This is a genomic window from Paracoccus aestuarii, assembly GCF_028553885.1.
In the GTDB taxonomy this organism is placed as follows: Bacteria; Pseudomonadota; Alphaproteobacteria; order Rhodobacterales; family Rhodobacteraceae; genus Paracoccus; species Paracoccus aestuarii.
In genome coordinates, this window is the sequence record NZ_CP067169.1 from 1902494 (window position 1) to 1917933 (window position 15440).

General features: G+C 69.5%; 14 protein-coding genes. 6 read left to right on the top strand and 8 right to left on the bottom strand.

Annotated elements, in window-relative coordinates; genetic code table 11:
• The 3 genes from JHW48_RS09670 to JHW48_RS09680 form a co-directional block, all read right to left on the bottom strand.
• Window positions 1–969 carry a TAXI family TRAP transporter solute-binding subunit gene (locus JHW48_RS09670; protein ID WP_119887527.1) on the bottom strand — a complete coding sequence of 323 codons (969 nt, stop codon included), beginning with the start codon at window positions 967–969 and terminating at the stop codon, window positions 1–3.
• A gap of 188 nt (window positions 970–1157) precedes the next feature.
• A complete protein-coding gene (locus tag JHW48_RS09675; protein ID WP_119887520.1) occupies window positions 1158–2513 on the bottom strand; it encodes a sigma-54-dependent transcriptional regulator in 1356 nt (451 codons plus the stop codon).
• The gene (locus tag JHW48_RS09680; protein WP_272835588.1) at window positions 2510–4411 is read right to left on the bottom strand and encodes a sensor histidine kinase; all 1902 of its coding nucleotides are present in this window, start codon (window positions 4409–4411) and stop codon (window positions 2510–2512) included. Before JHW48_RS09680 ends, JHW48_RS09675 begins: the two co-directional genes overlap by 4 nt.
• A gap of 80 nt (window positions 4412–4491) precedes the next feature.
• Between JHW48_RS09680 and JHW48_RS09685 the strand changes: the two genes are divergently transcribed.
• Entirely contained in the window at window positions 4492–5109 is a 618-nt protein-coding gene (locus JHW48_RS09685) for a nucleoside/nucleotide kinase family protein (protein WP_119887642.1), read from the top strand.
• On the opposite strand, the gene JHW48_RS09690 is transcribed toward JHW48_RS09685, so the two are convergent.
• The 5 genes from JHW48_RS09690 to JHW48_RS09710 all read right to left on the bottom strand — a co-directional run bounded on the left by JHW48_RS09690 (window position 5106) and on the right by JHW48_RS09710 (window position 10138).
• A complete protein-coding gene (locus JHW48_RS09690) occupies window positions 5106–5891 on the bottom strand; it encodes an ABC transporter permease (protein WP_119887641.1) in 786 nt (261 codons plus the stop codon). The genes JHW48_RS09685 and JHW48_RS09690 overlap by 4 nt on opposite strands.
• Window positions 5888–6769, bottom strand: coding sequence for an ABC transporter permease (locus tag JHW48_RS09695; RefSeq protein WP_119887644.1), 882 nt, complete (start codon window positions 6767–6769; stop codon window positions 5888–5890). Before JHW48_RS09695 ends, JHW48_RS09690 begins: the two co-directional genes overlap by 4 nt.
• Complete coding sequence (locus tag JHW48_RS09700) at window positions 6762–7826, bottom strand: ABC transporter ATP-binding protein (RefSeq protein ID WP_119887643.1); 1065 nt, start codon at window positions 7824–7826, stop codon at window positions 6762–6764. The genes JHW48_RS09695 and JHW48_RS09700 overlap by 8 nt, the downstream gene beginning before the upstream one ends.
• Before the next feature lie 46 nt (window positions 7827–7872).
• Window positions 7873–8991 carry an extracellular solute-binding protein gene (locus tag JHW48_RS09705; RefSeq protein WP_119887640.1) on the bottom strand — a complete coding sequence of 373 codons (1119 nt, stop codon included), beginning with the start codon at window positions 8989–8991 and terminating at the stop codon, window positions 7873–7875.
• A 139-nt stretch (window positions 8992–9130) separates the two neighbouring features.
• Window positions 9131–10138: a PepSY-like domain-containing protein gene (locus JHW48_RS09710; RefSeq protein WP_272835589.1), complete on the bottom strand. Its 1008-nt coding sequence runs from the start codon at window positions 10136–10138 to the stop codon at window positions 9131–9133.
• A 121-nt stretch (window positions 10139–10259) separates the two neighbouring features.
• On the opposite strand from JHW48_RS09710, the gene JHW48_RS09715 reads away from it, so the two are divergent.
• The 5 genes from JHW48_RS09715 (at window position 10260) to preA (ending at window position 15383) form a co-directional block, all read left to right on the top strand.
• A complete protein-coding gene (locus tag JHW48_RS09715; RefSeq protein WP_272835590.1) occupies window positions 10260–10655 on the top strand; it encodes a PepSY domain-containing protein in 396 nt (131 codons plus the stop codon).
• Between the two features lie 9 nt (window positions 10656–10664).
• Entirely contained in the window at window positions 10665–11324 is a 660-nt protein-coding gene (locus tag JHW48_RS09720; protein WP_119886859.1) for a response regulator transcription factor, read from the top strand.
• Window positions 11321–12619: a sensor histidine kinase gene (locus tag JHW48_RS09725; protein WP_119886860.1), complete on the top strand. Its 1299-nt coding sequence runs from the start codon at window positions 11321–11323 to the stop codon at window positions 12617–12619. The genes JHW48_RS09720 and JHW48_RS09725 overlap by 4 nt, the downstream gene beginning before the upstream one ends.
• 97 nt (window positions 12620–12716) lie before the next feature.
• The gene (locus tag JHW48_RS09730) at window positions 12717–14072 is read left to right on the top strand and encodes an NAD(P)-dependent oxidoreductase (RefSeq protein WP_119886861.1); all 1356 of its coding nucleotides are present in this window, start codon (window positions 12717–12719) and stop codon (window positions 14070–14072) included.
• A gap of 12 nt (window positions 14073–14084) precedes the next feature.
• Window positions 14085–15383: an NAD-dependent dihydropyrimidine dehydrogenase subunit PreA gene (gene preA, locus JHW48_RS09735; RefSeq protein ID WP_119886862.1), complete on the top strand. Its 1299-nt coding sequence runs from the start codon at window positions 14085–14087 to the stop codon at window positions 15381–15383.
• Window positions 15384–15440 lie beyond the last annotated feature (57 nt).

Here is a 15440-nt window from a genome sequence, read left to right on the forward strand (position 1 = left end):
TCAGCGCAGTTCGGCCGGGATCTCGACGCCGATCTCGTCGAAATAGCGGACGGCGCCCGGGTGATAGGGCAGGAAGGCGTTCTGATCGACGTTCTCGGGCAGGGTCTCGGCCGCGGTGGCGTGGATCTGCATCATGCCTTCGTTGTTTTCCATCACCAGCTTGGTGATCTCGTAGGCCAGGCTTTCGGGCATCTCCTCATGGGCGACGGCAAAGTTCCACATGGCGACGGTGCCGTGGCCCTCGGGGAAGCCCTGATAGAGACCGCCCGGCACGTCGAAGGCCGAAACCTCGGGCAGCGCCTCCAGGATCTGTTCGCGCTGTTCCTCGGTGAAGCCGAAGATGTTGACGGGGTTTTCCGCCGCGATCTGGGCGAAGGCGCTGATCGGCACGCCCGCGGCAAAGGCGAAGGCGTCGATCAGCCCGTCCTTGACCTGGCTGGTCGCGTCATTGGCGCCCGAATAGCTGATATTGGCCTCGACCCCCAGCACCTCGAAGAAGCGCGGCCAATAGGTCGCGGCCGTCCCGCCCGCAGGTCCGACCGAGACGCGCTTGCCGGCCATGTCCATCACGTCGGCGATGCCCGAGGATTGCAGCGCCACCGCCTCGAACGGGGTCTGGTACATCGGGAAGAGCGCGCGCAGCGAGGCATGTTCCACCCCCGGCGCCAGTTCGCTGTTGCCGGTCCAGGCCTCGTAGGCGGGGCCCATGGTGACCAGGCCGATCTGGTGATCGCCCGTCTCGACCAGGGTGGCGTTCTGAACCGGGCCGCCGGTCACCTCGGCGGAGGCGTTCAGGCCCAGGTTCTGGGTGATCATCCCGGCCAGGCCCGTGCCATAGATGAAATAGGTGCCGCCTTGGCTGGCCGTGCCGATGGTCACGCTGGACGGCCAGTCGCCGCGATCGTCCTGGGCAAAGGCCGGCGACAGGCTGAGAAGGGCCGCAGCGGCGGCCGAGGTCAGGAAACGCATGAAATCCTCCCAGATTTTCTTGCGGCCGCACCCTCGCGCGGCCATGTGAAAGCCCGCACAGCTAAGCCGCGCCATGCCCCGCGCGCAATGCCGCCATGCGCCCGGCGGGCAGGAAAATCACTCAGCTTGGTGCGCGATGGGTGGATTCGGTAACATCGGCGTCACCCGGGCGGGTGGAAATCCGCCCATCATCCCTCGGGCTCGTCGCCGGCATCGGCGTAATGGGTCTTGTCGATGCGGTATTTCTGCATCTTTTCGTAAAGCGACTTGCGCGACAGGCCGAGCGATTCATAGACCGGCTTCAGCCGCCCGCCATGGGCGGCCAAGGTGGACACGATCACATCGCGTTCGAACCCCGCCACGCGGGCGGCCAGGCGCATCTGGTCGGGGCTGCGATCCTCGGCCGGTTGCAGCGCGATGCCCAAGGCGTGCCGGTCGGCGGCGTTGCGCAGCTCGCGCACATTGCCGGGCCAGGGGCGTTCGGCGATCTCGGCCAGCAGCTGCGGGGGAACGGCCACGGGCGGGCGGCGATGGCGGGCGGCGGCCTCCTGGACCAGCTTGATGAACAGCAGCTGGATATCCTCGCGCCGCGCCGACAGCGGCGGCACGTTCAGCGTCACCACGTTCAGCCGATAGAGCAGGTCGGCCCGGAACCGCCCCGCGGCGACCTCGTCCTCCAAGGGCCTGCGCGAGGTGGCGATGAAGCGCAGGTCCAGCACCCGATCCTCGTTCGATCCCAAGGGGGTGATGACCCGGTCCTGCACCACCCGCAGCAGCTTTCCCTGCACGTCCAGAGGCATCGAGCCGATCTCGTCCAGCAGGATCGTGCCGCCGCGGGCATGTTCGAACTTGCCGTAGCGCGGGCGCAGCGCGCCGGGAAAGGCCCCGGCCTCATGGCCGAACAGTTCGGATTCGATCAGCGCGGCGGGCAGGGCCGCGCAGTCGATGGCGATGAAGGGGCGGCCCGCGCGGGGCGACAGGTCGTGCAGCGCGCGGGCCGCGACCTCCTTGCCGACGCCGGTCTCGCCCACGATCAGCACATCGGCCTCGGTCGGGCCGATGGTGCGCAGGCGGCGGCGCAGGTCGATCATCGCGGCGGATCGGCCGACCAGCCGCGTCTCCAGGTCGTCGGCCTGACCGGCGGCGGCGCGCAGGATGCGGTTCTCGATTACCACGCGTCGATATTCCATGGCGCGGGCGGCGATTTCCGCCAGCTGCTGGCCGTCGAAGGGCTTTTCGACAAAATCATAGGCGCCCTCGCGCATGGCGCGCACGGCCAGCTGGATGTCGCCATGGCCGGTGACCAGGATGACCGGGATCTCGGCGTCGATCTCGCGGATGCGGTTCATCAGGGTCAGCCCGTCCATGCCGGGCATGCGGATATCGGTGATGACGATGCCGCGAAAGCCGAAGCCCACATGATCCAGCGCGGCCTGGGCGTCGGCGGCCTCCTCGACGGCGAAGCCCTCCAGGTCCAGGGCCTGGGCGGTCGACAGGCGCATGTCGGCCTCGTCATCGACCAGGATGATGCGCCCCGCCGTCACGACGCGCCCCCCGCAGGCAGGTCGATGACGAAGACGGCCCCGCCCGGCGCCCGCACCAGCCGCAATTCGCCGCCGAAATCCTTGATGATGTTGAACGAGATTGACAGGCCCAGCCCCAGCCCCGCCCCCACCCCCTTGGTCGAGAAGAACGGGTCGAAGATCCGCTCCTCCAGACCCTCGGGGATGCCGGGGCCGTTATCGGCCACGCGCAGCAGCACCCGGCCCGCCGCCCGTTCGGCGGTGACCGTGATGCGGGCATCGTCGCGCCCCTCGGTCGCGTCCAGCGCGTTCGAGAGCAGGTTCACCACGACCTGCTGGAACCGCACCGGCCCCGCGCGCAGGATCACCGGACCCGGCGGCAGGTCCACGTCCAGCGCGACGGGGCGCTTGCCGATGCGCCAGGCGATCACCTCCAGCGCGTCGCGCAGCACGTCATGCAGGTCCACATCGGCCAGCTGGGCATTGGGCTTGCGGGCAAAGTTGCGCAGCGTGCGGCCGATCTCGGTCATGCGGTCGGTCAGGGACAGGATGCGGGCGATGTTGCCGCGCGCCTCGTCGATGCGGCCGCGGTCCAGATAGGTCACGCTGTTGGCGGCAAAGTTGCGGACTGCGCCCAGGGGCTGGTTCAGCTCGTGCGAGAGGGCCGCGGACATCTGGCCCAGGGCGGCGAGCTTGGCGGATTGGACCAGGTGGCGCTGCGTGCGGCGCAGCTCGGCCTCGGTGGCGCGGCGTTCGGTCACCTCGGCCTCCAGCCGGGCGTTCAGGCGGCCCAGCTCGGCGGTGCGGGCGGCGACGCGGCCCTCTAGCTGGGCCTGGGCCTCGGCCTGGATGGACAGGCGTTCGCGCAGCCGCGCCCGGCGCTGCGCCACGGCGACCAGCCCGGCCAGCACCGCCCCCACGATCAGCAGCCCCGCGACCGACCCGATCATCGCCTGGCGCCGGGCGGGGGCGGTGTCCAGCAGGACCTGGACGGTCCAGCCCGCCTCGGGCATCGCCTCGGACACGGCGACGAATTCGCGCCGCGTGCCGGGCATGTCCAGCCGCAGCACCGGGTGGCGGTCCACCCGCCCCGCCATCTGCAAGGGCAGCATCGGGATCGGCTCGTCGTCATAGCGGCGGGTCGCGGTGACTCGGTCGCGCGCCTCGGGCGTCAGGGGGGCCAGGGACCGGAACTGCCAGTCGCGGCGGCTGGCCAGAAAGACGATGCCCTCGTCATCGGTGACGATCATCTCGTATTCGGCGGCGCGCCAGCTGTCCTCGATCAGGTCCACATCGACCTTCAGCGCCAGGACGCCCAGGATGCGCCCGCGATCCATCACCGGTGCGGAAAAGTAATAGCCCCGCTTGCCCGATGTCGTGCCAAGCGCAAAGAACCGCCCCGGCCCGCCGGTGATCGCATCGGTGAAATAGGGCCGGTATTCAAAGCTTTCCCCGACAAAGCTGAGATCGCGGTCGAAATTGCTGGCCGCGATCGTGCGCCCGGTCGCGGTCATCACATAAGCATCCGACAGCCCCATCAGCTGGGCCACGTGCCGCAGATAGAGGTTCGCCGCCGCCACATCCGCCACGCCTGCATCGGGGCGCAGCGCCTCGACCAGGACGCCCGACCGGGCCATCAGCTCGGGCAGGCGCTCGTACCGCGCCAGCTCGCCCCGCAGGCCCGACACGGCCAGGCGCAGGATGTTCTCGCCCTGCGGGACGGTGGCGGCGACGGTGCGCGCGGCCAGCCAGGCATTGCCCTGGACCAGCATGCCCCAGCCCAGGACCAGCAGCGTCAGCACCGCCAGCCCCCGCCGGCGCAGCTGCCGATCGGGGCGCGCGGCCCAGACCGGCCGTTGCGCCATGGCCTCCGTCGCCTGAACCACCGCCGTCGCCCCCCCGCCTGTCGCGCGCATCATCCCCAAAGCCGCCCCCCGGGGCAAGCCGCTTGCCAAGCCTTGGCCGATGCCGGATTGTCCGGCGAAAGGAAAGGGTCGCCATGACGGAACGGATCGGGCTGGAGGCGCTGACGGCGCGGCTGCGGGACCTGGCGCGGGGGCCGGGCCGGGCGATGGTGGCCTTGGCCGGCCCCCCCGGCGCGGGCAAGAGCCATGTGACCGACGCGCTGCTGGCGGCGGTGAGGGGGGCGGCGCTGCTGCCGATGGACGGGTTTCACCTGGATGACCGGCTGCTGACGGCGCGGGGCGATCTGGCGCGCAAGGGTGCGCCGTGGACCTTTGATCTGGACGGTTTCGCGGTGATGCTGGACCGGCTGGCGGCGGATGACGGGCGCGCGGTGCTGGCCCCCGTCTTCGACCGCGACCTGGAGATCAGCCGCGCCGCCGCGCGCGAGATCGCGCCCGAGGCCCGGCTGATCCTGGTCGAGGGGAACTATCTGCTGCTGGACCAGCCCGGCTGGCGCGATCTGGCCCGGCATTTCGCGCTGAGCGTGATGCTGGACGTCCCCGAACCCGTGCTGCGCGCCCGTCTGGCCGCCCGCTGGCGCGCCCTGCCCCCCGATCAGGCCCGCGCGAAGCTGGAGGGGAACGACCTGCCCAACATGGCGCTGGTCCTGCAGGCCAGCCGCGCGCCGGACGTGATCCTGCCCAACGGCTAGGCCCGCCTGCGGCGCGCGATCTCATAGGCGATGGCGCCGATCACGGTCGCCACGATGATGACCAAGGCCAGCGCGTTCACGGCGGGCGTCAGGCCGGTGCGGACCTTGGTGGCGATGAAGACCGTCAGCGGCGTCTCGAACCCGCGCACGAAGAGGGTCGTGTTGTAGTTCTCGATCGATTGCAGCACCGCCAGCCCGGCCGAGGCCAGTAGCGCGGGACGCAGGAAGGGCAGCGTCACGCGGCGGAACACCATGGTCCGCGATGCGCCCAGGCCCAAGGCCGCCTCCTCCTGCGTGCGGTCGAAACGTTGCAGGCGCGCCATGACCATCAGCATCACATAGCAGATGATGAAGGTCGATTGCGCCAGCACGATCAGGAAGACGCCGCCGCCCACCCCCATCTGCCGCCACAGGATCAGGGTGGAAATCCCGATCACCACCCCCGGCGTCAGCAGCGGAGAGACCATCACCGCATAGGCGAAGCTGCGCGCCCGCGCATGCAGCGAAGTCAGCACCAGCGCCGCCGCCGTGCCCACCGGCACCACGATCAGCACCACGCAGACCGCGACCAGCACCGATGTCCAGAGCGACTGCCACATGGCCGCATCGGCCCACATCGCGCGGAACCAGTCGGTCGTCGTGCCCTGCCACGGGATCACCGTGGGAAAGCGGCTTTCGTTGAAGGCGGCGGCGCCCATGATGATCAGCGGCGCGAACAGATAGATCGCGAAGACCGCCAGATACAGCCAGAACAGCGCGCCGAAGATCCGATCCGCCCTCATTTCGCGACATCCGTCAGGTTGACGCGGAACAGCCGCAGGGTGATCAGCACGACCGCCAGGCACAGGACCAGCAGGACCAGCGCATAGGCCGCGCCGCGGTTCCAGTCGCCGCCCTCGAAGAACCAGTTATAGATGATCTCGGTGAACCATCGGCTGCCGGGCGATCCCAGCAGGGCGGGCGCGACATAGCTGCCCGCCGCCAGCATGAAGGTGAAGACGAATCCCGTCGCGATCCCCGCCTTGGCGTGGGGGATGACCACGCGGGTATGGATGCGCCAAGGCGATGCGCCCAGGTCGCGGGCGGCCTCGATCTGGGCCTTTTCCAGCGATTCGATGGCGTTGTAGATCGGCAGCAGCATGAACAGGATATAGGCATAGACCATCGCCGCCAGCACGCCGCCATCCCCCTGCCAGCGGATCGGGCCGTCGATGATCCCCAGGTTCAGCAGCACCGCATTCAGCGGCCCGCGATAGGCCAGGATGATGAACCAGGCCAGCGTGCGCAGGACCTCGTTGATGAAGAAGGGGATGATGATCAGCATCAGCGCGATGGCCAGCTGGCCGGTCGTGGCGCGCTGCGCCATCCAGAAGGCGATGGGATAGCAGACCAGGAAGGTCACCGCCGCCACCAGCCCGCTGGCCCAGATGGTCTTGAAGAAGATCGCGCGATGGGTGGCCTCGCCCGCCAGATAGGTGATGTTGGCCAGGCTGTAGCGGTCATCCGGCCCGCCGATGGCGGCGGGCGGCAGGTTGGGGCGCAGGGCATAGTCGATCATCATCAGGTTCGGGGCCAGCACCATCACCGCCAGCCAGAACAGAACCAGGATGAGGAAGATCGTCGAAAGCCCCGGCCCGAAACGGTTTTTCAGATCACCCATCGCCCAGAACCACCGCATGACCGGGGGCGAAGCCGAAGCCCGCCCGGCTGCCCGGCGCGGGCGCGTCCGCCAGCCGTGTGGACGGCACCGAGGCCGCCAGCGCCGCCCCCCCGTCGAACCGCCCATGGACCAGGGCGAAGGCACCCTCGAAATCCACGCGCTCGATCTGGGCGGTCAGGCGGTTCGTGTCCAGGTTGGGCATCAAGGCCTCGGGGCGGACATAGATCGTGCCGGCGGCGCCCGGCACCGCCCCCTGCCCGGCCCGGCCCGTCAGCGGGCCCAGATCGGTGTCGATCCGGGCGATGCCGTCGGCCACCTGGGCGATGCGGCCCGCAATGGCGTTCGTCTCGCCCACGAAACGGGCGACGAAGGGGGTGGCGGGGTTGTCGTAAAGCTCGCGCGGGCTGGCCACCTGCTGCAGCAGGCCCGCCGACATCACGGCGACGCGGTCCGACATCGCCAAGGCCTCGGACTGATCATGGGTGATGTAGATGAAGGTCACGCCCGTGCGTTTCTGCAGGGCGCGCAGTTCCGCCCGCATATGCTGGCGCAGCTTCAGGTCCAGCGCGGATAGCGGCTCGTCCAGCAGCAGGACGCCGGGTTCGACGGCCAGGGCGCGGGCGATGGCCACGCGCTGGCGCTGGCCGCCGGACAGCTCGCCCGGCATGCGATCGCCGTAACCCTCCAGCGCGATCAGGCGCAGCAGGTCGTCGGCCTTGGCGCGACGTTCGGCGCGGCCCACGCCGCGGGCCTCCAGGCCGAAGGCGATGTTGTCGCGCACCGACATCAGCGGAAACAGCGCCAGCGACTGAAAGATCATCGCGGTCGGGCGCTGGTTGGGGCCAAGGCCACGCATGTCGCGGTCACCGATCAGCACGCGCCCCTCGGTCGGCTCGATGAAGCCCGCGATCATGCGCAGGATCGTCGTCTTGCCGCAGCCCGACGGGCCCAGGATCGAGAAGAACTCGCCCGCCCGGACCTTGAAGCTGACATCGCTGACCGCGCGGGTCGTGCCGAAGGTCATGCCGATATCGGCCAGTTCGACGGAATGGGACATCATCCCTCCTGCGTTGGGGCGGCCCGGGCCGCCCCGTTCCGGGTCATCAGGCCGACAGGAAGCGGTCCTGATATTCGTTGCGACGCGTGATGTACCAGCTTTCCTGGATCGGCCACCACCACAACTTGTCCAGCGCATCGCCCGGATAGGCGGCGGCGAAGAAGGCCCGCGCCTCGTCCGAGATCAGCTGGTCCGAGCCCACCGCCGTCGAGTTGATCTTGGTCGCGTTGGTATACATCGCGCCCGCCTCGGGGGTCAGGAACCAGTTGATGAATTCATAGGCGCCATCCAGGTTGGCGGCCCCGGCGGGGATGGACAGGCCCTCCATCCAGGCCAGCGCGCCTTCGCGGGGCGCGATGAAGCCCACGGGCAGGCCTTCCTCGGACAGGGCGGCGGCGGTGGAATCCCAGGTCTGGCCGATGGTCGCGCCGTTGACGCGGAACGCGCCCTGGGCCTCGTTCTCGTTGGTCCAGAACTGGATGATGCTGCCCTTGCGCTCGATCGCCTCGGCCAGGATGGCGTCGAAGATCTCGGTCTGGGCGGCCTCGTCGGTGAAGGCGTCCAGCAGCGGGCGCGGCAGGCGGCCCTCGGCCTCCATCCACAGGCCCAGCCCGATCAGCGAGGAATGGCCGCGCACGGTGGCCTGCGCGCCCTCGGCCCACAGATCGCCATAGGAGGCGGTGCCGTATTCCAGCGGGTTCTGGTCGCGGTCGAAGGCCAGGGCCTCGGTGCCCCAATCGGTCGGCACCTGGAATCGCTGGCCGTCCACCACGGCGCCCAGATCGGTCGAATTCTCCCACGCGCTTGGCAGGACGCGGTCGATCTGGATGCGGGATTCGTCGATGGGCTGGACCAAGCCGAATTCGACATAGTTCGGCACGCGGTCCACGGTCGGCCAGATCAGGTCGAACCCACCGCCGTTATTGGCGCGCAGCTGGTTCAGCAATTCGTCATTGGTTCCATAGGGCGTGAAGTTCGGGGTGATCCCGGTGGCCTCCTGAAAGGCGCCCAGGATCTCGTCGTTCAGATAGCCGGCCCAGGCAAAGATGTTCACCGTGCCCGCACCTTGGGCCATGGCCCGCCGCGCCAGGAAGGGCGAGGCCAGCGAGACGCCCGCCGTGGCGGCCGCGCCGCGCAGCAATCCGCGTCGATCGATCCGTGTCATTCGATGATCCTCCTTGTCGATGTCATGAAGATGACATCCCATAGCCGCGGAGCATGTCGGCAAAATGACACGACGCCAAGGGGTTTTCACGACAAGAGGCCGCCCCGGGGGGCGGCCCTGCATGGCGCTGCGCGACCGCTCAGCGGGCGGTTTCGCGCACCAGTTGTCCGCGCGGGTCCAGTTCCAGCCGCACCGCCTCGCCGTCGGGATTGGTGGCGTCCAGGATGATGCGCGGGCCCTGCGGCATCATCAGGCCGAAATCGCTGTAGCCGGCCTCGGACAGGCGCTGATTCGCCGCGACCGTGTCGAACTGGCCCATGGGGGCGCCGAACTGGCCCATGGCCGGGCCGCGCGGGCCGCCGGGGCCACGACCCTCGGCGCGGTCGTGACGGGGCCCGCGGCCCTCGGCGCGGTCATGGCGCGGGCCGCGGCCCTCGCGTCCGGCGCGCTCGCCTTCGCGGCCAAAGCGCATGACGCCGCCGGCATCGTCCAGATGCACCCGCATCCGCGCGCCCTCCGCATCGCGGCCGCGCAGCTCGAAGCCGTTGCGGGCCGGGCGGATGCGCTCGATCCGGGCGAATTGCGACAGCAGCTCGTTGCCGCGCACGGCCTGGGGCAGGATCGCGTCGATGACCGGCTGCGACAGGGCGGCATCGTCCAGCTTGGCCTCGATCAGCTGGTGATCGGGCGAGAACTTGAGCTCGACCTCGCGGTTCTGCGCATCGAAGCCCTCGATCTCGATATGGCGGGGATGGACCTTGATCTCCTCATAGGTGGCAAAGACCTGCATCGCGGGGTGGTCGCGGATCTGGGGCGGCAGGGCGCGGGCGACCAGATCGGCGGGCAGGACGCCGTCATCGGCCTCCAGCTTGACCAGGTTGTCCTGCATGTCGAATTCGGCCTCGATCTCGGTGCCGTCGGGCAGATAGCCCTCGATCTTGCGCATCCCGTCGCGCTTGGTCTCGACCTTCAGGCGGTCCAGCGCCAGGCCGTCCAGCAGCGCGGGCAGCTGGGTCGCGGCGGGGGCCGCAGGGGCGGCGATGGTCGGGGCGGCGGGGGCCGTTTCGGGCGCGGTGGTCTGGGCGGCCAGCGGCATCGCGGTCATCAGCGCCAGAACGGCGGCGGTCGAGGCAAGGCGTTTCATCATCTTCTCCGTCGTATCGGGGGCGTCATGCCCCATCTGCGAATCGGTCTAGCGCATGGGCGCCGAACCGAATGCCAATGCGCCATTTGGTTTCCATTTCCCTTTCCGCTGTCATACTGGGCCGATGAAGCGCGCGCACCCCGTTCCCGCCCTGATCCTGGCCGCCCTGATGGCGCTGGCCGCGGCACCCGTCGCGGCCCAATCCGATGGCGCGCAGGCCGATGCCGCGCAACCCGATGCCGCGCAGGCCGAGGGCGACCCTTGGGCCGAGGGGTTCCGCCCCCTGCCCCTGCATCAGCTGGCCGAGCGCGTCTCGGGCCGCTATGCCGGGCGCCTGGTCGCGGCCGAGACGCGCCCCCCCACCCCCCCGGAACGGGATCTGGGGGCCGAGCTGGTCTATGAATTCCGGCTGGTCACCCCTGACCGCAACATCCTCAACATCCGGCTGGATGCCCGGACGGGGCGCTTTCTGGACGTGGCGGGCCAAGGCCAGCTGCAGGCCCGGCGGCCCCGGAACTGAAGGACCCCCATGCGTGCCCTGATCGTCGAGGACGACCCCCAACTGGCCCAGCAGCTGTCCCGCGCGATGACGGATGCGGGCTTCGTCACGGATATCGCCGCCGACGGCACCGAGGGCGAGTTCCTGGGATCGACCGAAAGCTATGACGTGGCGGTGCTGGATCTGGGCCTGCCCGGCCTGTCGGGGATCGAGGTGCTGACCCGCTGGCGCGACCAGGGGCTGGCGCTGCCGGTGCTGATCCTGACGGCGCGGGGCGACTGGACGGACAAGGTCGCGGGGTTCCGCGCGGGCGCCGACGATTATGCGGTGAAGCCCTTCCGGCTGGAGGAGGTCGTGCTGCGCGCCCAGACCCTGATCCGCCGCGCCGCGGGCCATGCGCGCCCGGTCATCCAGGCCGGGCGGCTGCAGCTGGACGGACAGCTGGGCGTCATCACCCGTGACGGGATGGCGCTGCGGCTCACGGCCTTCGAATCGCGGATCCTGACCTATCTGATCCACCACCAGGACCGCGTCGTGACCCGGACCGAGCTGTCCGACCATCTCTATGAGGCGCAGGCCGACCGCGACTTCAAGTCGATCGAGGTCGTGATCGGCCGCCTGCGCCGCAAGATCGGCGAGGGCGTGATCGAGACCCGGCGCGGCGAGGGCTATGTCCTGAGGTCGCGATGATCGCCTCGATCCGCGGGCGGCTGCTGGCCTTGGCGCTGGTCTGGGTGACGGCGGCGCTGCTGGGGGCGTTCCTGGTCATCGCCGGGCTGCTGCGCGATTTCGTGACCGACCGCTTCGACGCCGAGACCCAGGCCATCGCCGACAGCCTGATCGGCCAGGTCGAGGTCGTGGCGGGCCGCGTCCAACTGGATGCCCGGCCGCTGGACGTGCGCTTCTCGCTGCCTCTATCTGGGTGGTATTGGCAGGTCGCGGCGGATGGCCTGCCGGTGGCGCGGTCGGGATCGCTGCTGGATGCGCGGCTGACGGGGCCGGAGGGCGACCTGACCGGCGCGCCGGGGCGCGATGCGGATGGTCAGGCGCTGCGCATCCTGCGGCGCGAGCTGACCGTCCCCGACAGCGACGCCCCCATCGCCATCACCGTGACCGCGCCCGACGCCCAGATCGCCGCGGCCCTGGCCAAGGTCACCCGACCCTTGGCCGTGGCGCTGCTGGTCCTGGGGCTGGGGCTGGCTGCGGCCAGCGTGGTGCAGGTGACGGCGGGGCTGCGCAGCCTGGACCGGCTGCGCGCCGATCTGGGCCGGGTGCGCGACGGCGCCTCGGACCGGCTGGCGCGGCCCGACGTGACCGAGCTGCGCCCCTTGGCGGCCGAGATCAACGCGGCCTTGGACCAGAATGCCGACCTGCTGGCCCGGTCGCGCCAGCATCTGGGCAACCTGGCCCATTCCCTGCGCACCCCCCTGTCGGCATTGGCCAACGAGATGCCGCCCGATCATCAGGGCCAGGCGCTGATCGCGCGGATGGACCGGCTGATCGGCTGGCACCTGCGCCGCGCGCGGCAGGCGGGGCCGGGGCGGCTTGGCCTGCGCACCCCCGTCGCGCCGGTGCTGGATGACATCCTGCTGGTGCTGCGCTGGCCCTTGGCCGATCGCGGCATGACGGCGCTGGTCGACTGCCCCCCCGACCTGGCCTTTGCCGGCGAACGCCAGGACCTGGAGGAGATGGTCGGCAACCTGTCGGAAAACGCCGCCAAGTTCGGCCGCAGCCGCATCGCCCTGACCGCCCGGCGCGCGGGCCGCCGCCTGATCCTGCGGATCGAGGATGACGGGCCGGGCCTGTCCCCCGACCAGGTGCCGCAGGCCCTGCGCCGCGGCGCGCGGCTGGACGAGCTGGGGCCCCCCGGCGCGGGTCTGGGCCTGGCCATCGTCGCCGATCTGGCGGCGCTGCATGGCGGCGATCTGCGGCTGGAACGGTCCGATCTGGGCGGGCTTGCCGCCGTTCTGGACCTGCCTGCCTGAAATATTCGCAAACTTCCCCCGCCGATATTTTACCATTTGATAAAAAAACGGACCTGTGCCAGCCTGATCTGACCAACAGGTGAGCCAGGAGACACAAATGTCCCAAGCAAGACTGACGCCCGGCGTCGTGCCGGGGCGTCTGACCCCCGACCAGCTGGCCGCGAATTTCGTCGATGTCGCGCCCCCCCTGACCGATCACGAGGCGCGGGTGGCGGCGGATCGCTGCTATTTCTGCCATGACGCGCCCTGCATCACGGCCTGCCCGACCAGCATCGACATCCCGCTGTTCATCCGCCAGATCGGCACCGGCACCCCGGATGCGGCGGCGATGACGATCTTTCACGCCAATATCCTGGGCGGCATGTGCGCCCGGGTCTGCCCGACCGAACAGCTTTGCGAAGGGGCCTGCGTGCGCATGGATGCCGAGGGCCAGCCGGTCGAGATCGGCGCCCTGCAACGCTATGCCACCGACGGGCTGATGGCCCAAGGGACGCATCCCTTCCGCCGCGCCGCCCCAACGGGCAAGCGCGTGGCGGTTGTCGGCGCGGGCCCCGCGGGCCTGGCCTGCGCGCATCGTCTGGCCGCCAAGGGCCATGACGTGGTGATCTTCGAGGCGCGGCCCAAGCCGGGGGGCCTGAACGAATACGGTATCGCCAGCTACAAGGCGGTGGACGGCTTCGCCCAGGCCGAGGTCGAATGGCTGATGGGCATCGGCGGGATCGAGCTGCGCCACGACCAGGCGATCGGCCGCGACATCACCCTGCCCGCGCTGCAGGCGGAATACGATGCGGTGTTTCTCGGGATGGGTCTGGGCGGCGTGAACGCCCTGCGCGCCGAGGGCGAGGACCGCCAGCACGTCACCGATGCGGTCAGCTTCATCCGCGATCTGCGCCAGGCCGATGATCTGGGCACCCTGCCCGTCGGTCGCGACGTGGTGGTGATCGGCGGCGGCATGACCGCCGTGGATGCCGCCGTGCAGGCCCGCCTGCTGGGCGCGGAAAACGTCGCCATCGTCTATCGCCGCGACCAGGACCGCATGGGCGCCAGCCGCCACGAACAGGACCACGCGACCGCCAGCGGCGTGCGGATCATCTGCAACGCCGCCCCCGTCGCCGTCCATGGCAACGGTGCCGTGGCCGAGGTCGAATTCGCCTATACCCGCGCCGAACCGGACGGGCTGGTCCTGACCGAGGACCGGTTCCGCCTGAAGGCCGATCAGGTCTTCCGCGCCATCGGCCAGCGGCTGGAGGGCGCGCCCGAGGGGCTGGATCTGGCGGGCGGCAAGATCCTGGTCACGGGACCGGGCCGCACGACGCTGGACGGGGTCTGGGCCGGGGGCGATTGCGCATCCGGCGGCGACGACCTCACCGTGACCGCAGTGGCCGAAGGCCGCGACGCGGCAGAAGACATCGACGCCCGGCTGACCGGACGTCCCGTCGAAATCCCCGGCTGAGGACGCGAGATCATGGCAGACCTGCGCAGCAATTTCATCGGGATCAAGTCCCCGAACCCCTTCTGGCTGGCCTCGGCCCCGCCGACCGACAAGGAATACAACGTCCGCCGCGCCTTCCAGGCCGGTTGGGGCGGCGTGGTGTGGAAGACCCTAGGCTCGGAAGGCCCGCCCGTCGTCAACGTCAACGGCCCCCGCTATGGCGTAATCCATGGCGCCGACCGCCGCGTGTTGGGCATCAACAACATCGAGCTGATCACCGACCGCCCGCTGGAGGTGAACCTGCGCGAGATCAAGTCGGTCAAGCGCGATTATCCCGACCGCGCGCTGATCATCAGCCTGATGGTCCCCTGCGACGAGGACAGCTGGAAGGACATCCTGGCCCGGATCGAGGATACCGGCGCCGACGGGGTCGAGCTGAACTTCGGCTGCCCGCATGGCATGGCCGAACGCGGCATGGGATCGGCCGTGGGCCAGGTGCCCGACTATATCGAGATGGTCACCCGGTGGGTGAAAAAGCACTCGCGCATGCCCTGCATCGTCAAGCTGACGCCCAACATCACCGATGTCCGCAAACCCGCCGAGGCGGCGAAACGCGGCGGCGCGGATGCGGTCAGCCTGATCAACACGATCAACTCGATCACCTCGGTCGATCTGGACCTCTTCGCGCCCCAGCCCACCATCGACGGCAAGGGCAGTCATGGCGGCTATTGCGGCCCGGCGGTCAAGCCCATCGCCCTGAACATGGTGGCCGAGATCGCCCGGTCCCCCGAGACGCGCGGCATCCCCATAAGCGGCATCGGCGGCGTCACCACCTGGCGCGACGCGGCCGAGTTCATGGCGCTCGGCGCGGGCAATGTGCAGGTCTGCACGGCGGCGATGACCTATGGCTTCAAGGTCGTGCAGGAGATGATCACCGGCCTGCATGACTATCTGGACAGCCATGACATGGCCCTGTCGGAGCTGATCGGCCGCGCGGTCCCCAACGTCAAGGACTGGCAGGAGCTGAACCTGAACTATGTCACCAAGGCGGTGATCGACCAGGATGCCTGCATCGGCTGCGGCCGCTGCTATGCCGCCTGCGAGGATACCAGCCACCAAGCGATCGCCATGAATCCCGGCCGCGTCTTCGAGGTGATCGAGGAGGAATGCGTCGCCTGCAACCTCTGCGTCGATGTCTGCCCGGTCGAGGATTGCATCACCATGCGCGAGCTGGAGCTGGGCGAGATCGACAAGCGCACCGGCATCCCGCGCGGCGACTATGCGAACTGGACCAGCCATCCCAACAACCCGATGGCCCGCGCCGCCGAATAAAGGAACTGGGGGCACCATCATGCTGCCCCCAGTCCGGAAGTTCTGTTCGAGTATTGG